At 39.6% G+C, this 21916-nt stretch carries 16 protein-coding genes; 7 read left to right on the top strand and 9 right to left on the bottom strand.

Translation table 11 applies throughout. The features are described 5' to 3' along the window. Positions 1–144 precede the first annotated feature (144 nt). From H6G69_RS28375 to H6G69_RS28400, 6 genes are all read right to left on the bottom strand, one after another. A complete protein-coding gene (locus tag H6G69_RS28375) occupies positions 145–867 on the bottom strand; it encodes a Uma2 family endonuclease (protein ID WP_190692461.1) in 723 nt (240 codons plus the stop codon). 314 nt (positions 868–1181) lie between these two features. After that, positions 1182–2759, bottom strand: a complete 1578-nt coding sequence (ndhD1, locus tag H6G69_RS28380) for a photosynthetic/respiratory NAD(P)H-quinone oxidoreductase subunit D1 (protein ID WP_190692462.1) — start codon at positions 2757–2759, stop codon at positions 1182–1184. 268 nt (positions 2760–3027) lie between these two features. Continuing rightward, a complete protein-coding gene (locus tag H6G69_RS28385) occupies positions 3028–5166 on the bottom strand; it encodes a PAS domain S-box protein (RefSeq protein WP_242072216.1) in 2139 nt (712 codons plus the stop codon). 506 nt (positions 5167–5672) lie between these two features. Further along, positions 5673–7763, bottom strand: a complete 2091-nt coding sequence (locus H6G69_RS28390; RefSeq protein WP_190692463.1) for an NAD(P)H-quinone oxidoreductase subunit 5 — start codon at positions 7761–7763, stop codon at positions 5673–5675. A gap of 260 nt (positions 7764–8023) precedes the next feature. Continuing rightward, a complete protein-coding gene (locus H6G69_RS28395; RefSeq protein WP_190692464.1) occupies positions 8024–8404 on the bottom strand; it encodes a co-chaperone YbbN in 381 nt (126 codons plus the stop codon). A 472-nt stretch (positions 8405–8876) separates the two neighbouring features. Next, a complete protein-coding gene (locus H6G69_RS28400) occupies positions 8877–9590 on the bottom strand; it encodes an NnrU family protein (protein ID WP_190692465.1) in 714 nt (237 codons plus the stop codon). A 208-nt stretch (positions 9591–9798) separates the two neighbouring features. On the opposite strand from H6G69_RS28400, the gene H6G69_RS28405 reads away from it, so the two are divergent. From H6G69_RS28405 to H6G69_RS28415, 3 genes are all read left to right on the top strand, one after another. Then, positions 9799–10809, top strand: a complete 1011-nt coding sequence (locus tag H6G69_RS28405) for a LysR family transcriptional regulator (protein ID WP_190692466.1) — start codon at positions 9799–9801, stop codon at positions 10807–10809. 181 nt (positions 10810–10990) lie between these two features. After that, positions 10991–12358 (top strand): serine/threonine-protein kinase, encoded by a 1368-nt coding sequence (locus tag H6G69_RS28410; protein WP_190692467.1) that lies wholly within the window; start codon positions 10991–10993, stop codon positions 12356–12358. Positions 12359–12531: 173 nt separating this feature from the next. Then, the gene (locus H6G69_RS28415; RefSeq protein WP_190692468.1) at positions 12532–13566 is read left to right on the top strand and encodes a PstS family phosphate ABC transporter substrate-binding protein; all 1035 of its coding nucleotides are present in this window, start codon (positions 12532–12534) and stop codon (positions 13564–13566) included. Positions 13567–14053: 487 nt separating this feature from the next. Here the strand turns inward: H6G69_RS28415 and H6G69_RS28420 are convergent, their stop codons facing one another. Then, positions 14054–14773 (bottom strand): Crp/Fnr family transcriptional regulator, encoded by a 720-nt coding sequence (locus H6G69_RS28420; RefSeq protein ID WP_015114387.1) that lies wholly within the window; start codon positions 14771–14773, stop codon positions 14054–14056. A gap of 519 nt (positions 14774–15292) precedes the next feature. Here H6G69_RS28420 and H6G69_RS28425 point away from each other — a divergent pair. Then, positions 15293–15964, top strand: coding sequence for a DALR anticodon-binding domain-containing protein (locus H6G69_RS28425; RefSeq protein ID WP_242072217.1), 672 nt, complete (start codon positions 15293–15295; stop codon positions 15962–15964). A gap of 269 nt (positions 15965–16233) precedes the next feature. On the opposite strand, the gene H6G69_RS28430 is transcribed toward H6G69_RS28425, so the two are convergent. After that, positions 16234–17109 carry a Cof-type HAD-IIB family hydrolase gene (locus H6G69_RS28430; protein ID WP_190692470.1) on the bottom strand — a complete coding sequence of 292 codons (876 nt, stop codon included), beginning with the start codon at positions 17107–17109 and terminating at the stop codon, positions 16234–16236. A 259-nt stretch (positions 17110–17368) separates the two neighbouring features. Then, a complete protein-coding gene (locus H6G69_RS28435) occupies positions 17369–18082 on the bottom strand; it encodes a choice-of-anchor E domain-containing protein (protein ID WP_190692471.1) in 714 nt (237 codons plus the stop codon). A gap of 392 nt (positions 18083–18474) precedes the next feature. Between H6G69_RS28435 and polA the strand changes: the two genes are divergently transcribed. Genes polA through H6G69_RS28445 form a run of 3 tightly spaced genes read left to right on the top strand, consistent with a single transcriptional unit; the run spans position 18475 to position 21823 of the window. Beyond that, positions 18475–21405: a DNA polymerase I gene (polA, locus tag H6G69_RS28440; RefSeq protein ID WP_190692472.1), complete on the top strand. Its 2931-nt coding sequence runs from the start codon at positions 18475–18477 to the stop codon at positions 21403–21405. A gap of 35 nt (positions 21406–21440) precedes the next feature. Further along, positions 21441–21614: a DUF6888 family protein gene (locus tag H6G69_RS34880; protein WP_397327016.1), complete on the top strand. Its 174-nt coding sequence runs from the start codon at positions 21441–21443 to the stop codon at positions 21612–21614. Next, on the top strand, positions 21611–21823 hold the full coding sequence (locus H6G69_RS28445; protein WP_190692473.1) for a DUF6887 family protein: 213 nt from the start codon (positions 21611–21613) through the stop codon (positions 21821–21823). Before H6G69_RS34880 ends, H6G69_RS28445 begins: the two co-directional genes overlap by 4 nt. Positions 21824–21916: the final 93 nt, after the last annotated feature.

Genomic DNA, 21916 nt, shown 5'->3' on the forward strand with positions numbered 1-21916 from the left:
GAGATTTTACCGCAGACCCATGAAACATTTGTGCAAGTTGCAATGATTCGGTTAATGCTGAGAAGACTGGCTTAATTGATTCGTTTAATACTTTCCAAACATCCTCTAAGAGTAGTTTGTCAATTCAACAAGATGGCGCAATTTCTAGGTTAAACTTTCAGGTTCCACACCTAAAGCTTTTAATTGTTCAGCCAGTAATTGCATTTTTTGTTCTGTTTGGATACGTAACTGTCGCTCAAAATTCAACTGTTCTTCCATTTCGTAAATACGTTCTTCTGGGGTAAGTAACCTTTGTCCTTGCTCGTTATACCAATACAACCATTCTCGTGCAATACCTTGATAAATTCCTCGTTCTCTACCAATTCCTAAACCAATTTCTGGTAGCCAAATGGGGTTTCCTGGTATTAAAAAATATTCGCCATCTTTTAATTGATAAACTTCCAGAGGTGGCTTTTTCTTACGCAGAGGTTTGTAGATAATGTAGTATAAAACACCTAATTCTTTAGCGTAAAATTCTTTTTTGGTACTATATTCGCCATGACTGATTTGAGAAACGACCTCTAGTGCTAAGACTGGTGGTTGTTGTTCTTCCCACATCACATAACTCAGGCGTAGGTCGCCATCAATAAAGCGTTTAACTCCTACGCTGAGAAAAGCATCAGGCGCGATCGCAGCTTTTTTCGGGTCATAATAAATTCCCATCTTCACCCCAAAAAACCAATCCCAACGCTCAGACCATGCAAAAGCGAGTGTCGATTTTAGCAAGCTGGGAATTAAATCTTGTAGTTCATTATCCACAGGTGTATCCTCTGAGTCTGGTAGCTCTTCGGAAGATGGTAAACAGTGTAACGGGTTGTAGTTTAACATGAGTGGTATTAGTAGATGCAATTTCTAGAAAGATTTTAGAAAATAATGGAATTTTGATGTATGTAGATATCGCAAAGTTTTAATATCTAAATTAATAATTTAGTTTTAGTGAGAATCAAACTGAGCCACAATTAAATTTAGGTGAGATAATTTTTGTCAAGTACCATACAGTCAATTTACTATAGAAATTTAAATGAGGTGGGGAAAATTTTAGGCATTATTAAAAGCTTTATCGAGTCTAAGAATTAGCTGTATACAAAAAAGGCGAGTATAAAACCCGCCTAAAAAAATGAATTTTATTTACAAATCTCTGACTAATTACCAATTGTTGGCGCATTCAATGAAAGCTTTGGTGCTTCTTCTTTTTTCTGTGCTAACGTCGGCACAGAATCGCGCAATCTAGCTGTCAATTGTACGGTTGTAGAGTCGTAAATTTGCGTCAGCAATTTGGGATAGAAACCAATACCAATAATTGGTACTAGCAAACAAGCAATGATAAAGACTTCGCGGGGTTCGGCATCGATAAGTTTTTGGTGAGAAACCAATTCTTCGTTTTCTTTGCCGTAGAATATTTCCCGCAACATTGATAGCAAATAAATTGGCGTTAAAATCACACCAACTGCCATCAAAAATACCACGATGACTTTAAAGGTAGAGCTATAAGCATCGCTAGTGGCAAAACCCACAAATACCATTAATTCTGCAACGAAACCACTCATTCCTGGCAATGCTAAAGAAGCCATTGAACAGGCGGTAAACATAGCAAAAATTTTCTGCATTCGCTTACCAACCCCACCCATTTCATCTAGCATCAGGGTGTGTGTGCGATCGTAAGTTGCACCTACCAAGAAGAACAAACTCGCCCCAATTAAGCCGTGTGAAACCATTTGTAGAACTGCGCCACTCAAGCCTAAATCGGTGAAGGAAGCGATACCGATAGTTACAAAGCCCATGTGGGAAATTGAGGAGTAGGCAATTTTGCGCTTGAGGTTGCGCTGGGCAAAGGATGTTAAGGCGGCATAGATGATGTTAACTACCCCTAAGATGACGAGAACCGGGGCAAAATAAGCATGGGCATCTGGTAACATTTGGGCATTCATCCGAATCAAGGCATAACCGCCCATTTTCAAGAGAATACCTGCTAGTAACATATGCACAGGTGCTGTAGCTTCACCGTGGGCATCAGGTAGCCAAGTATGCAGGGGAATGATGGGTAATTTGACGGCGTAGGCAATCAAAAAGCCAGCATAGAGTAACAGTTGGAAATTGAGGGCGTAATCTTTGAGACCGAGAGAGTGCATATCAAAGGTGACTGTATCGCCATAAAAGGCCATCGTCAACGCGCCGACCAAAATAAACAGCGAACCGCCAGCAGTGTACAAAATAAACTTGGTCGCTGCGTATTGCCGCTTTTTACCACCCCAAATTGCCAACAGTAGGTAAACCGGAATCAATTCCAGTTCCCACACCAAGAAAAATAGCAGCATATCCTGGACAGCAAATACGGCAATCTGTCCGCCATACATCGCCAGGATTAAAAAGTAAAACAGCCTGGGCTTGAGGGTCACAGGCCACGCTGCTAAAGTCGCTAGGGTAGTAATAAATCCGGTCAAAATAATTAGGGGCATAGATAAGCCATCTGCCCCTACTGACCACTTCAAATCTAGTTGTGGAACCCAGGCATAACTTTCAACTAGCTGCAAATCTGGGTTGGAGAAGTCGTACCCGGTGTAAAAGGCGTAGACAATCAGCGCGAAGTCTATCAACCCGACAATCAGGGAATACCAACGCACTGTTTTACCATCTTTATCCGGGATAATCGGAATCAAGAGTGATGCCGCAATCGGCAAGAGGATAATTGTCGTCAGCCACGGGAAATTAGCTGTATTCATCACAATTTGTCTACAATCAAAATCATGTTTATCAAGGAAGCCCTAGCTATTAAGTAGCAGCTTTTTGGGGATTTGGCATTCCTTGTTAGGTTGATTTAATTAAGTGAACAATCCCCATTGGTGGTTTTGGTAGTATCTTTTAACTTTAGCGGTGACTCAGTATCGGTGAGAATACCCGCTTTCAGCCTGTGATTTACCGAAAATTTTAGGACTGCGATCGCTCCAATCACTACAATTAGTAATTATTTTTTATTTACCCCTGGCAAATTCAATGCTCTTGCGTTAAATGAATGGGAATTGTAATGATAAATTCCGCCCCCTGTCCTAAAGAGGAAATACATTCTAAAGACCCTCGATGTCTGTTAGTAATAATTTGGTAACTAATAGACAAACCCATCCCAGTTCCTTTACCTACAGGTTTATTGGTATAAAAGGGATCAAATATTTTTTGCTTGACTTTATCTGACATCCCAAAACCATTATCGATAATACTGATTTTGACTTGTTTGGGGTTAGGCATTTCTGTACGAATATAAATAGTTGGTGTTTGCTGCTGATAATTTTCTTCGATAGCATCAATAGCATTCAGCAAAATATTCATAAATACTTGGTTAAGCTGCCCAGCATAACATTCAACTAAAGGTAAATTACAATATTCTTTGATAACTAAAATATTGGGTCTGTTTGTTTTCGATGTCAGCCGATGCTCTAAAAGCATTAAAGTGCTTTCAATCCCCTCATGTATATCAGTAAATTTTAAATCAGACTCATCCAAACGGGAAAATGTACGTAGCGAAGTCACAATTTCTCGAATGCGGCTTGCTCCCAGCGTCATGGAAGAATAAAGTTTTGGCAAATCTTCCACTAAAAATTCTAAGTCAATATCTTCTGCTGCTGCTTTAATCTCTAAGGCTGCTTCTGGATAATGATATTGGTAAAGCTTGAGAATTTTCAGCAAATTTTGAGCATATTGATAGGCGTGTTTGAGATTACCAAAAATAAAGTTAACTGGGTTATTAATTTCGTGAGCTACACCTGCTACTAGTTGACCTAGAGAAGACATTTTCTCGCTTTGAATCAGCTGTAATTGAGTATATTGCAATTCTTTTAAAGCTTGCTCAAGTTCTTTGGCTTTGTTGCTCAGTTGGGCTTCTGCTTGTTTGCGCGCAGTAATGTCATTGCGAATAGCGACATATTGTTGAGGTTTACCTTGAGCATCTAATAATGGCACAATAGTTGTATCCACCCAATAATAAGTACCATCTTTCGCCAAATTGTTCACTTCACCTTTCCAAACTTGTCCCTGACTAATAGTTCGCCACATTTCTTGAAAAAAGGCTGGAGAGTGATAGCCAGAATTGATGATTCTATGGGTTTTACCAATTAGTTCTTCTGGGTTATATTGCGAGATTTGACAAAATTTATCATTGACATATTCAATAATGCCTTGATTGTTGGTTATAGCGACAATCGATGATTGGTCTAAAGCAAATTTAATATCTGCGACTTCTTTTAGAGATTTTTTTAAAGTTATTTCTGCTTGTTTGCGAGCAGTAATATCATTGCGAATAGCGACATATTGTTGAGGTTTACCTTGAGCATCTAGTAATGGCACAATAGTTGTATCCACCCAATAATAAGTACCATCTTTCGCCAGATTTTTGACTTCGCCTTTCCAGACGTCTCCTTGGCTAATAGTTTGCCACATTTCTTGAAAAAAGGCTGGAGAGTGATAGCCAGAATTGATAATTCTATGGGTTTTACCAATTAGTTCTTCTGGGTTATATTGCGAGATTTGGCAAAACTTATCATTGACATATTCAATAATGCCTTGATTATTTGTGACAGCAACAATCGATGATTGGTCTAACGCAAATTTGATATCTGCTGCTTCTTTTAGAGATTTTTTTAGAGCTATTTCTGCTTTTTGATAAGCCGTAATATGTGTATTTTTATGATGTGTAATGTCTTCAATAATTGACAAAAAACCAGTTAGATTTCCTTGAAAATCAATCAACGGAGTATAATGCCACTCGCAAGTAATAATTTTGCCTTCTTTCGTAAAATTTTCATGAATGCAGCGAGTTGCTTGTTGTTGCTTGAGGAATGTAGATATTAATTGGTTGAGATTGTCTTTCGCTTCGTTAGGGATAATTAGTTCGCTTACATGACGATTCAGTGCTTCTTGTTTACTATAACCAAAAATACTTTCGGCTGTGGGATTCCAGTTGATAACCTCAAAGGCCGTGTTCCACTGAATTATTCCTAAAGGATGATGCTCAATCAAGAAAAACAATTGATTTTGCGTTGCTTGAAGTGCTTGCTGTGTATTCTGTAAATCTACTATCAGCTGATCTCTGGGCTGGTAAAAGTTTTGTAACTCTTTATCCATAGATTCAGGAAACATAATTATTCATCTCCAAACAAATTAGAAGCTATTGTGCGAAAGCACTAGCTTCTGGTGTTCTTATTATTAATATTTCCCAATTCAGCCTTAGTAATTCACGCTTGTAGTAAACTAGAAAATCATCTAATCGGCAATTCAAGTTAATTGGCAACTAAAATCAATAGCACTCCTTGATTACGCATAATCCTACATTCAGAGATAATTCAATTTAGTTGAAGTAAGCTTAGTGGCTAGCGGTGCATCAGAAATTTGCTAGGGCAGAGAGATTAAATTAAACCAATAACATCAATATTAATGATGATTATTCAGTTAAAAATCAATTTTAATTATTAAATCAAAATCTTGAACTGAGCGCGGAATTCTTTGAATACTTCTAGGGGGTAAGAAGTCTTTGTCAATGTACTTCTTACCCCCTTGATTTGGTTGATCATTTTGTCTCTCAAAACAGAGTCTCATTAAGACTCGGAAAAAATTTAGGGGCGGACATCTGCCCACCCCTAGAAAAATCAGGTGATACCAAAAACGATCACCAAGCCTAAAACTGCACCAAACACAATCAATGCATAGAATTGAACGCGACCGTTTTCTAAATATTTCAACCCTTCGCCGCTGACTAGGGTGAAAAATCCGGTCAAGTTAACAGCACCATCAACAACGCGGAAGTCCACTTCCATGACTTGTCTAGCTAGACGACGCAAGCCAAGGACGAAGACGCGATGGTAAATGTCATCAAAGTACCACTTGTTGAGGGATAGCTCATACAGGGGTTTGATTTTCTCAGCGATCGCACCTGGGTCAATTTTCCCACGCAAGTACATCAAGGAAGCCAAGGTAATCCCAATCAAGGAAATTCCGACAGAAGCCCCCGCCATAATATAAAATTCCGTCGGCTCGAATTCGGCGGCTTTTTCTATAACTTCGGTAAGAGTTTCGTTGGGTGAGTAAATAAATTCCTCAAAGTAGTTAGCAAAGGGAGTCCCTAGCAAACCAACTAAAATCGAAGGCACAGCCAAGACAACTAATGGCAAGGTCATCGTCCACGGTGACTCATGAGGAGTATCGCTGTGATGACCGTGGGAACCATGATGGTCTCCTGTGGCAGCTAGTTCACCATGTTTCATCGCCCCAGGGCCAAAATTGGGGGCTGGTTCAGCTGCTTCCAGTTCCAGGATGATTGTAGAGGCTTTTTTAAGCTTGTCTTTGATTTTCTCGTCAGTACCCCGGAATTTGCCTTCAAATGTCATGAAATACATTCTGAACATATAAAAGGCAGTGATACCCGCAGTTAGCCAGCCAACTATCCACAAAAAGGGATTCGCCGCAAAAGCTTTACCGAGAATTTCGTCTTTTGACCAGAAACCAGCAAAAGGAGGAACACCAGAAATTGCCAAGCAACCAATTAAGAAAGTTGTGGCGGTAACTGGCATATATTTTCGCAGTTTACCCATCAGCCGCATATCTTGGGCTAATGCAGGGTCATGGCCAACGACTCCTTCCATTCCGTGAATCACAGAACCGGAACCCAAGAACAGCATCGCCTTGAAATAGGCGTGAGTCATGAGGTGAAACAAACCAGCACTGTAAGCACCCACTCCCATCGCCATCACCATGTAACCCAATTGGGAAATGGTGGAGTAAGCCAAGCCTTTTTTGATGTCGTTTTGCGTAATCGCAATTGTCGCCCCTAAAAATGCTGTAAATGCACCAGTAAAGGCAATCACATTCATCGCTGCGGGAACATGTTCAAAAACAGGGTACATCCGCGCGATTAAGAACACACCCGCCGCCACCATTGTGGCGGCGTGGATTAAGGCAGAAATGGGGGTTGGCCCTTCCATCGCGTCTGGTAGCCAGACGTGCAAAGGGAATTGCGCTGATTTGGCAACGGGGCCTAAGAAGACTAAAATCGCAAACAGAATGGCGAGGAAATTGCTCACTGTACCTGCTTGCACTAGTTGAGCGAGGCGATCGCCCATAATATCAAACTCGAAGCTGCCTGTTGCCCAAAACAGCCCCAAAATACCCAATAACAGACCAAAGTCACCAACACGGTTGGTGACAAATGCTTTTTGACAGGCATCTGCGGCTGACTTGCGATCGTACCAAAAGCCGACCAGCAAGTAAGAACACATACCTACTAGTTCCCAGAATATATAAATTTGCACCAAGTTAGGACTGACCACCAGACCCAACATCGAAGAGCCAAATAAGCTCAAATAGGCGTAAAACCTTACATATCCAGGATCATGAGCCATATAGCCATCAGTGTAGACCATGACTAAAAAGGCTACGGTTGTCACAATTACCAGCATCAGGGCTGTCAGGTGGTCAATAGTGTAGCCCATGCTCAGATGAAAATTTCCGGCTGCGGCCCACTCCAAAGTTCTTAGATAAGTTGGGTGTCCTTGAATTTGGCTCCACAGCAAGGCAAACGACAAACCCATCGCTGCTCCCATTAAGGAGATAATCAACACAGCGTTGAGCTGTCGCAGGCGGTTAGTCACCTGATTGATCGAAATTAATCCCAAACCGACCAGCATTGCCCCTAAAAGCGGCAAAACCGGAATCAGCCAGGCATATTCATAGATTGCTTCCATCACTGACGCGTACTTTTAGAATTCTTGACTAGCTTAGGACAGTTTTGCGGCGGCTGTCCTCCGCAGGCAACTGTCCAGGTTGGAACTGTTAATAATTGTGACACACACCCCTGACGATAAAATACCCCACCTAAAGGCAATTAGGCGGGGTAATTAAGCATGGTTTTAGATTTGCTAAATGATTTCACCAAGTGCATAGTCAAAAGTCAATGGTCAATAGCAATTAATTTCAACTATTGACTATTGACTTTTAAATTAATCTATGCAGTTCGACATTCTAAATCTGCCATTTGATTGTATATTTTTGAATGATTGGTATAGGTAAGTTTGATTTCTTCTAAAGCCATACGTAAATCGTCTCTGCCACGAAAACCTTCTAAGCGATGACGGATTGTGCCGTTCTCTACTAAAAGTAATGTGGGTAGTGACTTTAGTCGATAAGTGTTAGAAAGTTTAAAATTTTCGTCAGCATTTACTCCGACTAATTTTATTTGATCCCCACATTGAGATTTAAATTGCAGTAATAAAGGGTGAATAATGCGGCATAAGCCGCACCAAGGTGCTTCAAAATTAACTAAAACAGGTATTGGAGATTCTAAAACTTCTTGAGTAAATGTCCGCTCACTAACCGACAACACCATGATGCCTCGAAAATTATAGGGTTTTAATATCAAACTAGCTATCAGCAAGGAGAACTGGCAACCCAGTCAGCACCTAATAGAAGCTTTCAGGATGAAGATGATGACACAACTACTTCCGTTTTGATTTTAACTCTGACAAAAAAGCCAGCACGAAAATCGCGGTGGCTTTTTTATTTTTGAAATCCTGATTGCCGTGAACTCGTGTGAGATTTTAGATTTGAGATTTTTTGGTTGCTACCCTGTTCCTTGTATCTGGAACAAACACAAAAAAGTGGATAGGGTCAATCCCAAAGCGGAAATCCAAAATCCAAAACTTGGTTGACCTGCGACATACCACTATCAAAGACTTAACTTGGCTGAGTGTACTCCCACTGACAACTAATTGATTAGATCGTACATTGATTCGGTAGCAATTGATAAGTTTAAATTAGCAACTACGCGAATTTTTTGTTGATATGGGGATCGATAAAAATCACCATCCTAGCTTACTAGTTCCCACGATTAACAGAGGATGTGACCACCACAACAGTACTACAAAAATTGCTACTCCTAAATAAGCAGGACGTATAAATTCCTGCCATAAGATAGATTGACGACCATCAATAATTGCTTTAAAGGGAATGATGGATGTTCTTTGTTTTACTTCTGTAAAAGCTTCACCGTAGCGTTGGCATAAGCGGCGATCGCCATGCCAAACTCCGAATAGGTGGTGTAAAACTAATCCCATCGAGGTGACTAACGTAAAGCTAGTACCTAACCACAAACTGTGAGCGACACACCAAATAATTTGCCCCACCATCTGTGGATGTCGAGTAATTCTCATAATCCCTGTTTCATACAAATGGACTTGGGGCTTTTGAATAGCAGCAATTTCTAGTAGATTGAAGGTGGCAGGATACAAAAACAAAAATGAAATGGCTGATAAAACCCAAACTATCGCCTTGACTCCAGGCAACCCCTGTAACTGCCAAATTTGCCAGCCATCATAGCGGTGATTAAAAAAGTAAGTAATTAGAATTACAGCCAAAGGTAAACTAACTAATGCAAACAAAATGCGATAAAGCCTTGCTCCTATACGCTTCTCAGCCCAAGGACGTAAAGCGGCCCCGCCGCTATGGGCGATCGCAAAAGCAAATTGTAACCCCAACATGACAAAATGACTGGGAGTAAACCAAGGATTCGGCATCGTATACATGGATGAAGTTATTTAAAGAAAAATTAATCCAGTACAACCAATAACACAAAGTATTCAACAGGGGACTTTAGTAAAGATGTTGTTGTACTGTCTTTTTCGATTAAAGTCTCCAAGTTTGCAATAAATTACTCTCACTTTTAAGCGGTGAAAGCAGATTTATTGCGAAAGCCGCTCCTTTCAAGTTTGTGGGTTGAGCCTTATGTCTGACCTTCCTTTCACTTTAGATCAGTTACGTATTCTGAAAGCGATCGCTGTAGAAGGGAGCTTCAAGCGCGCTGCTGATAGTCTTTACGTCTCCCAACCTGCCGTTAGTTTGCAAGTGCAGAACCTGGAACGGCAGCTGGATGTCCCCCTATTCGACCGTGGTGGCCGTCGCGCACAATTAACCGAAGCAGGGCATCTACTTTTAAGTTACGGTGAAAAAATACTGAGTCTGTGTCAAGAAACCTGTCGTGCCATTGAAGATTTACAAAATCTCCAAGGTGGGACATTGATTGTCGGTGCTTCACAAACCACCGGAACTTATCTATTACCCAGAATGATTGGGATGTTTCGCCAAAAATATCCAGATGTGGCAGTCCAACTCCACGTACATTCGACACGTCGAACTGCTTGGAGTGTAGCTAATGGACAAGTCGATCTGGCGATTATTGGTGGTGAGATTCCCGGAGAACTAGCAGAATCTTTAGAAATTATTCCTTATGCTGAAGATGAACTAGCACTCATTCTGCCAGTGTTTCATCCCTTTGCCAAACAGGAAACAATTCAAAAAGAAGACCTATATAAACTACAATTTATTGCCTTGGATTCACAATCAACAATTCGCAAGGTGATTGACCAAGTGCTAGCACGCTGCGAAATTGATACCAGACGTTTCAAGATTGAAATGGAATTAAATTCCATCGAAGCAATCAAAAATGCTGTGCAATCAGGTTTAGGAGCAGCTTTTGTTTCCACGTCCGCTATCGCCAAAGAATTACAAATGGGTGTACTACACAGCTCCCCCATTGATGGCGTGATTGTCAAAAGGACACTGTGGCTGATTTTTAATCCCAACCGGTATAGATCCAAAGCAGCAGAAGCATTTAGTCAGGAAATTCTGCCGCAATTTGCTACTCCTGGCTGGAATCAAGACCTGTTAAAATTGTCGCAAAAAAAGCTAGTAATCAATACATTAGATGTAGCAGCAACCAACTCTGACGAAGGCTAATACTATAGTCATTAGTCCTCTGTTACAAAGTTCTGAGTGGAGGAATCCTCCACTCAATGCCAGTGACGCTCGCAGGAAGGCTTCGCCTAAGTCGGCAGAGCCTTTCTGTGTTACTGGCTTGGCTTTGTGCTTTGTTCTTCGTCCTTGGTTTTTTCCTAATGACTAATGACTAAAAACCAACATGGAAGTTTATTGCACTCGTCCACGTTGTCCGCGTCCAAAAAATTATTTTGCGGATTTGGATGATGTTACAACCCTAAAAACAACGCAACAAAAATATTGTGCTACCTGCGGAATGCCTCTAATACTTGATGGTAGATACATGACCATCAAATTGTTAGGGCGTGGAGGATTTGCATCGGCTTTTCTGGCACGCGATCGCCGGATTCCGGGAATGCGTTACTGTGTAATCAAACAGTTTCAACCAGCAGGAAATGTCAGTCCAAATCAGCTAAAAATAGCACAACAGCTGTTTGAAAGGGAAGCAGAAGTATTAGCACAAATTGGTAGCGAACACGAGCAAATACCAGATTTATATGCTTTTTTTCCAGTAACAATTTCTAGCTTTAATCATATAAATCACGAAGACCAGTTTTTTTATTTAGTACAAGAATATATTGATGGACATAATCTGGAAGAAGAATTATCTAAAAAAGGAACATTTTCCGAAACCGAAGCTGTATACGTATTACAAGAAATCCTCAAAATCCTAAAATTTGTCCACAATAAAGGCATTATTCACCGAGATATCAAGCCTTCTAATATTATGCGCCGACAAGATGGTAAACTCTATCTTCTTGATTTTGGTGCAGTCAAACAAGTGACAAATGCTGCTGCTAGTGCGATTAATTCTTCTACAGGTATTTACTCAATGGGATTTGCTCCACCGGAGCAAGTCAATGGAAATCGCGTATTTCCTTGTACAGATTTATACGCTTTAGCAGTCACGGTTCTCACTTTACTCACAGGTCAGCCAGCAACTCAGTTAATCGACCCTCTCAGTAACCAGTGGATTTGGCGATCGCAAGTCACCCTTAACCCATTCTTAGCTGATATTTTAGATAAAATGCTTTTACCTGCGGTTAATCAACGCTTTCAATCTGCCGAGCAGGTACTGGTCGAGCTTTATCGTCGCTTAATTCCCCAAACAGTCTTACCCACCAATACACAACTTCCTTCACAACTAAAATCAGCAAAATTAAATTTTTCTACCTGGGAATTATTAACAGGTGCAGCCTTTAGTGGATTTGAAGGTACATTAATTGCGATCGCCATTTTAAGTTTAGTCATCTCACCTATTGTGACAATTACAACAACAATTGTGATTTTAGGTATACTGATTTTCGCTCAGACTCAACGCTGGATTCGGCAAAAAAGCCTATTATTTATTGCCGCTATCACATTGGCTGCTATTATTTTTTTCCCCTCTTTGCAGGCAGGTTTGGGTATTTTTCAAGTAGTATTATTATCAACTACGGCTAGCTTAATTGCTATTGCCTTGACAACACTTTTTCGTCTAATTTATAAAATTCTCTCTTCAATTTTTTAATTGGCAGTGTTCAATCTATTTCCAGCCTAGAAATAAAAAAGTTTCCCTACTCGTTATGAGTTTAAATTAGCTAAATAATTAACACAAGTAAATTAAAGTTTAATTAATCTTTAACCTTTAGTTACTCACAAAATGAGAAATTTCTTTTAAGGCGTAACAATAGATAACCAACTATGTCACAACAAAATAGAACTAATGAAACTACCATCTTGGTTCTAACGCTAGCAATTACAATTGGACTAGTTGGTGGTTTGTTATGGTGGTTTTCTAATAGTTATCGCCTGAAAGGCGATCCTTTGACTAAAGCTCAGGTAGAAACGCCAAATAGTGATACCTTTTCTCAAGTAACAAAAGTTCCTTCAGGATTATTTAGTTATGGTGGTAGCACCACCTGGGCCCCTATCCGTACAGAAGTAGATTCAGCAATACAAATTGTTTGGCCGAGATTTCAGCTACGTTACACCAATCCTGCTCAAGCTACACCTGGTTCTACTACAGGAATTAAGATGTTACTAGCTGGTCAGTTAGCTTTTTCTCAATCTTCCAGAGCGATTAAACCCGAAGAAAACGAAGAAGCAAAACAACTGGGATTTTCACTGAAAGAGGTTCCTGTCGCCATTGATGGCATTGCGATCGCGGTTAACCCTAATCTGAAAATTTCTGGACTCACAGTTTCTCAGCTAAAAGACATCTATACAGGCAAAATCACCAACTGGGAACAGCTAGGCGGACCAAAATTACCGATAACACCCTATTCTCGTCACTTAGAAGATAGCGGCACAATCGAATTTTTTGAAGACAATGTGTTAACGGGAGAGAAATTTAGTAGTAGCGTGCAATTTATCCCGACTACCACACAAGCCATCAAAGAATTAGCTAAAAATCGGGGTGGAATTTACTACGCCTCTGCTCCAGAAATTATCGGTCAGTGTAATGTCAAGCCCTTAGCTTTGGGACGAGAACCGGAAAAACTGATTTTGCCTTACAAAGAACCTTATATTCCTTCAGAAAAATGCCCGCAACAGCGTAACCAAATTAATACTGATGTATTTCAAAGCGGTCAATATCCGATTACTCGACGTTTATTTGTGATTATTAAGCAAAATGGTCAAAGTGACGAGCAAGCGGGAGAAGCCTACGCAAATCTACTGCTCACAGACCAAGGTCAAGAATTAATCGCAAAAGCAGGATTTGTCAGATTGCGATAACTACTCAAACTATTATTTAATTTGGATACTCAACAGATTTGCCTATTGTGTGTTTGCTGCTGCAACACATTCAAAAATGACAATTGGAGCCTGGTGGCTGGCTCCAATTTTACAATGAATACTTTAATACACCACTGATACGACAAAACAGACAATTTCGTTTCAGAAGTATTAGGCAATACTTTAAATCACCAAATTTTCTCCAATTGGGTGAGATTTTTAAGAGAATCCACGCACGCTTTTGCCTCAAGATTACCAAACTTTGTTGAGGCACACACAACTGCTTGTTTGTGAAGATTTTGTCAAAAAGCGAACTTTACGCAGAGACTTTTTCTTCTAGCAAAGTACCCGATTACACACAATCTGTTTGTGGTGGTCAAACAGATTGGTTAAACCCAACAGCAAGAAGGTGTTGCTGCGCCAACTTACTGATGACTGATCGGGGTCAAGATTTGACAAATGCCATTACAGGCAATCTAAACACGCCTTAGCTGGCTCTATTAATTGATTCTGCTGGTAAGCAAATGAGATTATCCCCTTGAGTCAGGATTAAGCCACGTTGACGTAACTTACCCATTAAGCGAGTCACAGTAACACGAGTCGAACCGATCGCACTACCAATTTGGGCATGAGTTAGAGGGAAAGGTAGACAATAACCACGAATGACATCGGGATCAGTTTCACTCATTGCCGGTTCGCCATATTCCTCAATCAACAAGGTGAGGAATCCTAAGAGTCTGTCGATTGTACGTCTTTGACCCAAGGCACTCAGCCAAAGTAACTTACGTTGATGCTGGTACCTAAAGGCATCCATAACTTCACGACGGAAGTGAGGCCAATTATCTAAATCATGCCAGTACATCCACAGCACCGCAGTTTGATCGACGTGCGCGTATGCCTGAAGCGTGAATGGTGACTGAGCCACGATTTCAAATGGTTGTCCCGCTCCCACAAAACCCAAGAAGGCTTCTTCTGGAGTTCTATTGATGCGCCGAGATGTTAACTGACTGGCAGTAGCACTCACTTGAGCAGTGCCTACCATACGGATTGCACCTCTTTGCACTAAATACAGCAAACCAGGTCTAGCTGGAATGCGTTCATCTTTGCTAAAGGTGCGGCAGCGGTAGTGTTCTTGAGCCCAATCAAGAATCCGTTGCCAAGTCAAAAAAGGGCGTGATGCCTCAGAAAAGGAGGATGGAGATTGCATAGGTAACAAAGAGCGTTCGGCTGAAGACAAAGACGTTAAAAACAAGGTGCAAGGAGTGTCTTTGTGTTGACGGGTAGGCTTAACGCCTAACAGCGTCAGCCATCCAAAGAGTAGTAAAGCAATTTTGCCCCTACTCTTTTGTTATACTTCTTACTGTACAATGATGGTAGTAAAGTTTACTTACTATTCATCGAATATTCATTAAATTTTATCCTCTTCTCATTTTTCTTTATATAGATTAAACCTATTCCCTAGGGAAGATGACACGTAGAGGTTTATTAAGTAATACAAAGCTACCTATATTGAGACTAAGTGCATAGTTGGCTACTAGTAAGCAAATACACATCACTAAAAAGGTTATTATACAGCAGTTTAGTGGAAGCGGTAAATGCTTATACTCAGGATACTAAAGAGGAAAGCATAAAATTAAAAAAAATACCTCTGTATAAAGGTAGAGATAATAGCAAAATTTTATATATCTCAGGGGTAGCACAACATTTATCCAAATCTCATAATTCCATGACTATGGAGATAGCTGATGGTATTGCTTGTCAGCTATTAGCACTCGGTGGCGACGTTTTTAATGTCAAAATTGTTCCTCCTGGTTGGATTTATTTAGAACTAACCCAATCCTACTTGGCAACTTGGCTAGAAAATTTAGCGATCGCCCAAACAGAAAACGATGGCAAGATTATCATCAGCGAGCCTTCAAGACAGAATCTCGCCTCTGAGAATCTGGCAAACTTATTTACTATTCAATATGCTCATGCGCGCTGTTGTTCATGGGTGTTATTGGCTCATCGGGAAGAATTGCTGAAATTGACGACAACATCACTTCATTATCCAGAATTGTGGCAGCTAGAGTTTCCCCAGCCTATACCGTGGTTAACCCAAGACAATCAACTCCGACTCAATCAACCTGCTGAAACATATTTAATAGCTATATTGGTACAAATAGTAGATGATTTGATGTGTTCTGATGCTAGTAAGAAAATGAATTGGCAAAAAGCAGCCAGGGAATTAAGTCAGGCTTTGGAGAATTTTTTTTCTCAATGCCGAATTTGGGGTGAGGTAAAAATTGCTTCACCAGAACTAGCTCAAGCTAGACTAGGTTTAGTCATGGCTACTGGGCGTTTGTTGCGGTTTTTACTATTAGAAAAACTAGTGAGTTCTGCGCCTTTAGAACTGTAAACTCTTGATGTTTAGGATGATTTTTTAGGTAAAGCTTTGCAGCCAAATCAAATTTATTTGAATGTCGGTAGTAATTAACAGGTTATTCGTCAGTGGTGTTTCTAATACGAAATCTAACAATTTTGCTCACAAGCATTGACGCTTGAGAGTACTTCGACTAGAATTTCACTTGTGTGAGGAGCGAACCAGCAAGAACACCGAGACGAAACACGGCCAGTCGTCGGTGTTCTTTCTGATTTCATACCTCAGATAATATTCAACATAGTTTTTTAAGATAGTAAAAATTTTTTGATCGCTACTGCGGCTCCATCTTTCTCTACATTAGGCGCAACCCATTGAGCGATCGCTTGTACATCTTGTGGTGCATCTCCCATCGCCACGCCAATACCAGCATATTCCAGCATTTCTAAGTCATTGAAATTATCGCCAATTGCCATCACATTATTTCTTTGTAAACCGAGGAGTTCTTCAGCGAAATAACGTACAGCCGCACCCTTGTTGACAGAGGCATTTGTAGCTTCAAAAAAAGTAGCCACAGAGGTTGTTAAGTAAAGTTCTGCGGGTGTGTACTGTTGACGTAAATTACCAAGTAACTGGTGAATTACCTCTGTGTCATCGCACAAAGCTAAAACCTTGGTCGGTTCATACTCTGTTAATACTTTACGTAAATCTCCGACAGCAATTGGCTTAATTCCAGACCTTTGTGCATAAATTTTGGTTTCTCTGGTTATCTCTCGCACATACAGTTCGTCATTGATGTAGAAGTGAATCGAAAGAAGCGATCTCCACTGTGGTTGTTCAAAATAGTCCAGTAATTGGTAAGCTATTTCTCGACTCACAGGCAAATGCTGATGGATTTTTTGATTAGCTGGGTCTTGAATCCACGCTCCTTGATAAGCGGCTAAAGGTAGAGTCGAGCCAATTTCTTGGTGAAAGCGCAAAGCAGAACGATACATCCGACCTGTAGCGATTGCGACATGAATACCTTGAGCTTTTGCTGCTGCGATCGCTTGTTTGACGGGTTTGCTTAAAGTATTAGATTTGCCGGCGATCGTGCCATCTATATCTAAAACTAATAACTTAATATCTTTCGTGGTAGCTTGATTTTCGGTAGATGCTGATTCAGCCACAGATGCTTGATACATAAATCCCCAAGGTTTCAACTCCTAGTAAATAAGAGGTTAACAGGATAAAGGAAACCGTGGGGAATATTCAGCTTCAGATAGTTTGCTTTTTTGTTGATTACTACTAGAAAGCCGGAAATAATTAATAAATTTTTTAGACAAAATAAAAAACCAGAATGTTTAAAATCTGGCTTTTTGTATTGCTATTTATCTTATTTAACAGACACTCTTAAGGTTTAGGTGATATTTTGTGCTTAATAAATCACCCATTACACCGAGTTTATGATTTTGCAGTTTTAAGCCATTGTTTTTTGCGGTTGGACATGATGCCAAACCCTGCAACTAAACCCATAGCAACGAGCGCAGAAGGTTCGGGAGTTGCTTTAGGATCGTATTCGTAGGTAACATCAAAACTTCCCTTGGCAAGAGTTGTGAGCAATGAACTATAGTTACCTGAAGATTTTAGTCCTGATTCAGCCGTAGCAGAGAGCAAAAAGTTTAAAGTACCTTTGCCAGTGAATACGTTCAAAGAAGATAGATCACTAAAAACTTTACTGCCTGATTCTGAAGCAGTGAGTCCATCAAATTTTACACCTGAAGTTCCCGCATAATCATCTATACCATCATATTTATCGAGCGAGAACTTTGAGGTTTTTGTCGGATTGAGTTCAAAAAGTGGGTCTGGAGTTAAACCATCTGCTTGTAAAGTTAATATTCCATCAAGTGTCAGTGTTGGTGTAATTGATTTGCTGCCTTTGTTTTCTATACCGCCACTTCCAGTTATATCAGCCAGAAAACTCACAGTTACTTTTTTCAGTGTTCCTAAAGACGAATCAAATTTTTTAACGTTGAAAGTCTTATCAAAGTCAGCAGTGTCGTAACCACCTGTGTTGTACGAATAGCTCAAAGAAGCAGCACTGGCGGTTCCAGCTGTTGCAATAACCCCTGCCAAAGTTGTAGCAGCTGCTAGAGTGTGAAATAGTTTTGTTGTCATGGGAAATGATTTTCTCAAACTGGATGATCAAACGATTGCTAACCTATTTCTAACTCTGAAATTTTGCTGACAGTCTTGATAAAACTACGTAACTTTGTTTAAAGCTTTAATGACGAAAATACGTCGATAAACAAGGCTTGCAATAGTTTAGATAAAGTTTTGTTAAGGATAAATTGTTCAGTTGAGATAAGTAATGGAAGTAATTTAGACAAAAAACGCCCTATTTCTGCTACTGAGTCTTGATTTGCAATAAGTTGCGTAGATATACAGCAGTATAGAGAATTATCTATACATTAAATAGGTGGATGGGCAATGTAGACTTACTTGGTATGCTGAACAAGCATTAAAATTACCCACTCTCGGTGGTGAGAGCTTCTGGCTACAATAAGGCTATGTCTGAAACTTCTACTTCTATAACCACAACACGTCCCACGTTCATCTTAGTAGATGGACATTCATTAGCTTTTCGTTCTTACTTTGCTTTCGCTAAAGGACGAGACGGGGGATTACGTACCAAGACGGGAATACCTACAAGTGTATGTTTTGGCTTCTTGAAGTCTTTATTGGAAGTCATGGCGACACAGCAGCCACACGCAATGGCGATCGCGTTTGATTTGGGTTTACCAACTTTTCGCCACGAAGCTGACGATACTTACAAAGCTGATCGTCCGGGGACACCAGAAGATTTTGTCCCTGATTTAAAGAATTTGCAGGAATTACTCGCAGGGTTGAACCTAAAAATTTTTACTGCGCCTGGTTACGAAGCTGATGATGTGTTGGGAACTTTATCGCAAAAAGCCACAGCATCTGGATATAAAGTGAAGATTCTCACAGGCGATCGTGATTTATTTCAACTAATTGACCCAGATAAAGAAATCACAGTTTTAAATTTTAGTCCAGATGCGCTCAAACGCGCCACAAATAGCATCACCGAATTTAGTACAGAAGAAGTTAAAGAAAAATTAGGCGTATTACCAAACCAAATTGTTGATTATAAAGCTCTTTGCGGTGATAAATCAGATAACATTCCAGGAGTTAGAGGAATAGGGGATAAAACAGCAGTTCAACTGTTGAGTACCTATGGTTCTTTAGAAAATATTTATGCTGCACTAGATAAAATCAAAGGTGCAACTCAAAAAAAATTAGCCGAAGGTGAAGAGGATGCCAAAAAATCCCAGTATTTGGCAAGAATAGTTGTAGATGTACCGCTAGAAGTTGATTTAGAAAATTGTAAATTAACAGGATTTGATACAACTGTCCTCACTCCTATTTTAGAGAAACTAGAATTCACTACTTTTTTAAAGAAAGTCAACGAACTTCAGCAGAAATTTGGTGGCACAGTAGAAGAAACTTCTGAATCTAAAGAAAGTACAGAGACATTCGATAATGAAAATGAAGACGCTGATTTATCATTTTTTACTGCTGCTGATACAGCCGCATTTCAACAGCAACCTGTTTTAGAAATTCAACCAAGAATAATTGATACCGAAAATAAACTTACTGAGTTGGTGAGTTTGTTAAAAACATTTACTGACGCAGCACAGCCTGTGGCTTGGGATACAGAAACGAGTGATTTAGAACCACGAGATGCTGATTTAGTAGGAATTGGTTGTTGTTGGGGAACGGAACCTGATGAATCAGCTTATATTCCTTTAGCACATAAAAATGGCGAAAATTTAGATAAGGAATTAGCACTGGCCGCATTACGTCCAATTTTAGAAAGTGCTGATTATCCTAAAACATTTCAAAATGGTAAGTTTGACCGTTTAGTTTTTCGCTGTCAAGGAATTGACTTAGCAGGGGTTGTATTTGACCCGATGTTAGCTAGTTATGTTTTAAATCCTGATACAAGCCATAATTTAGCTGATTTGTCTTTGCGCTACTTGGGGTTAACTATTCAAAATTATGTCGATTTAGTACCTAAAGGCAAAACTATTGCTGATATAGGTATCTTAGCTGTAGCAAATTATTGTTGTTTACAAGTTAATGCTACATGGCAATTAGTAGCTAAGTTGCGAGAAGAACTAGATAAACAACCAGCTTTATCTAATTTATTAACAACTGTAGAACAGCCTGTAGAAGCAGTTCTATCAGAGATGGAATATACAGGTGTGCGTATTGATTCGAGTTATCTGAAAGAACTTTCACAACAACTGGAAATAGATTTAAAAAGATGGGAAGAAGCTGCAACTGAAATAGCTGGAGAAAAATTCAATTTAGGTTCGCCAAAAAAATTGAGTCAAATATTGTTTGAAAAGCTGGGATTAGATACAAAATATTCTCGAAAAATTCAAACTGGTTATTCAACAGATGCTGCAACTTTAGAAAAGCTCCAACAGGTTTATGAAGATAATAAATTTATTGAAGCCATAATTGAATACCGCACGTTATCAAAATTAAAGTCTACTTATGTAGATGCTTTGCCTGCACTAGTACGTCAAGATACTCAGCGAGTCCATACAGATTTTAACCAAACTACAACATCAACTGGTCGATTATCTTCTTCTAATCCGAATTTGCAAAATATTCCCATTAGGACGGCTTTTAGTCGGCAAATTCGCAAGGCATTTTTACCACAAACAGGTTGGTTAATGGTGGCTGCTGATTACTCACAAATTGAGTTAAGAATTTTGGCACATTTAAGCCAAGAACCTGTTTTAGTGAAAGCATATCAACAAAATGAAGATATTCATACAGTTACGGCTAGGTTGGTGTTTGAAAAAGATGATATTACACCAGATGAAAGAAGAATTGCGAAAACGATTAATTTTGGTGTGATTTATGGTATGGGTTCGGTAAGATTTTCGCGCTCAACAGGAATAGATAGAAATATTGCTAACGAATTTATTAAGCGATTTAACGAGCGCTATTCTCAAGTTTTTGCCTATTTAGAGGGAGTTAAAAAACAAGCGATCGCTCAAGGATATGTAGAAACTATTCTCGGTCGGCGGCGATATTTTGAATTCACTAGCAATAGTTTACGCAAGTTAAAAGGTAATAAACCTGAAGATATTGAATTGAGTAAATTGAAAGGTTTAGGTGCTTACGATGCTGGATTATTAAGAGCAGCGGCTAATGCGCCAATTCAAGGTTCTAGTGCTGATATTATCAAAATTGCAATGGTGAGATTGCATGAGGTATTAAAGCAATATCAAGCACGTTTGTTGTTGCAAGTTCACGATGAATTAGTATTTGAAGTTCCACCTCACGAGTGGGAAGAATTACAAGTACAAATTAAATCTGTAATGGAAGAAGCTGTGTCTTTGAGTGTGCCTTTATTAGTAGAGGTACGTGCGGGTGAAAACTGGATGGAGACGAAGTAACTAGCCAGTTATAAATAATTCTAAAAAATTTAGAGATGCCTACTGTAGAACAATTAAAGACATCATTTATCTTAAGTTGTTGGGCTACAAAAATGTATTTACCAGTATTTTTGGTGAGAATAGATGAACGAACAAAAAATATTGTAATTCTTGCTGGTGAAGAAAACGAGATGATAATTTATCCAAACGGGAAGTGGAGGTATCTATGAGTAAACCAGACTTTACAAAAATGTCCCGTGCAGAATTACGGCAGTATATTCTCGACCATAGAGAGGATGATGAAGCTTTTCAAACTTTTTTAAAGAGATTTACTTCTGAAGACGCTGTTATTTTCCCAGCCCCGCAGTCTATAGAGGACTTAGAAAACTTTCCCGAATTACATCAACAGAATTTGGAGAGGCGAAGAAAGCAAGCTTGACTAAGATCCGCTTCCAGTTACAAATTAAGGTATTTAGCAAATTTGTAGAGTGGGCAAACAGTTGTTTACCCAAAAGATATTAGACAGAAATAA

It is taken from the genome of Nostoc sp. FACHB-110, from assembly GCF_014697425.1.
Taxonomy (GTDB): Bacteria; Cyanobacteriota; Cyanobacteriia; order Cyanobacteriales; family Nostocaceae; genus Nostoc_B.

Bases quoted from the DNA above. Each gene is read 5' to 3' on its own strand.
- H6G69_RS28375 (WP_190692461.1), bottom strand. From the start codon at position 867: ATGTTAAACTACAACCCGTTACACTGTTTACCATCTTCCGAAGAGCTA.
- ndhD1 (WP_190692462.1), bottom strand. From the start codon at position 2,759: ATGAATACAGCTAATTTCCCGTGGCTGACGACAATTATCCTCTTGCCG.
- H6G69_RS28385 (WP_242072216.1), bottom strand. From the start codon at position 5,166: ATGTTTCCTGAATCTATGGATAAAGAGTTACAAAACTTTTACCAGCCC.
- H6G69_RS28390 (WP_190692463.1), bottom strand. From the start codon at position 7,763: ATGGAAGCAATCTATGAATATGCCTGGCTGATTCCGGTTTTGCCGCTT.
- H6G69_RS28395 (WP_190692464.1), bottom strand. From the start codon at position 8,404: ATGGTGTTGTCGGTTAGTGAGCGGACATTTACTCAAGAAGTTTTAGAA.
- H6G69_RS28400 (WP_190692465.1), bottom strand. From the start codon at position 9,590: ATGCCGAATCCTTGGTTTACTCCCAGTCATTTTGTCATGTTGGGGTTA.
- H6G69_RS28405 (WP_190692466.1), top strand. From the start codon at position 9,799: ATGTCTGACCTTCCTTTCACTTTAGATCAGTTACGTATTCTGAAAGCG.
- H6G69_RS28410 (WP_190692467.1), top strand. From the start codon at position 10,991: ATGGAAGTTTATTGCACTCGTCCACGTTGTCCGCGTCCAAAAAATTAT.
- H6G69_RS28415 (WP_190692468.1), top strand. From the start codon at position 12,532: ATGTCACAACAAAATAGAACTAATGAAACTACCATCTTGGTTCTAACG.
- H6G69_RS28420 (WP_015114387.1), bottom strand. From the start codon at position 14,773: ATGCAATCTCCATCCTCCTTTTCTGAGGCATCACGCCCTTTTTTGACT.
- H6G69_RS28425 (WP_242072217.1), top strand. From the start codon at position 15,293: ATGACTATGGAGATAGCTGATGGTATTGCTTGTCAGCTATTAGCACTC.
- H6G69_RS28430 (WP_190692470.1), bottom strand. From the start codon at position 17,109: ATGTATCAAGCATCTGTGGCTGAATCAGCATCTACCGAAAATCAAGCT.
- H6G69_RS28435 (WP_190692471.1), bottom strand. From the start codon at position 18,082: ATGACAACAAAACTATTTCACACTCTAGCAGCTGCTACAACTTTGGCA.
- polA (WP_190692472.1), top strand. From the start codon at position 18,475: ATGTCTGAAACTTCTACTTCTATAACCACAACACGTCCCACGTTCATC.
- H6G69_RS34880 (WP_397327016.1), top strand. From the start codon at position 21,441: ATGCCTACTGTAGAACAATTAAAGACATCATTTATCTTAAGTTGTTGG.
- H6G69_RS28445 (WP_190692473.1), top strand. From the start codon at position 21,611: ATGAGTAAACCAGACTTTACAAAAATGTCCCGTGCAGAATTACGGCAG.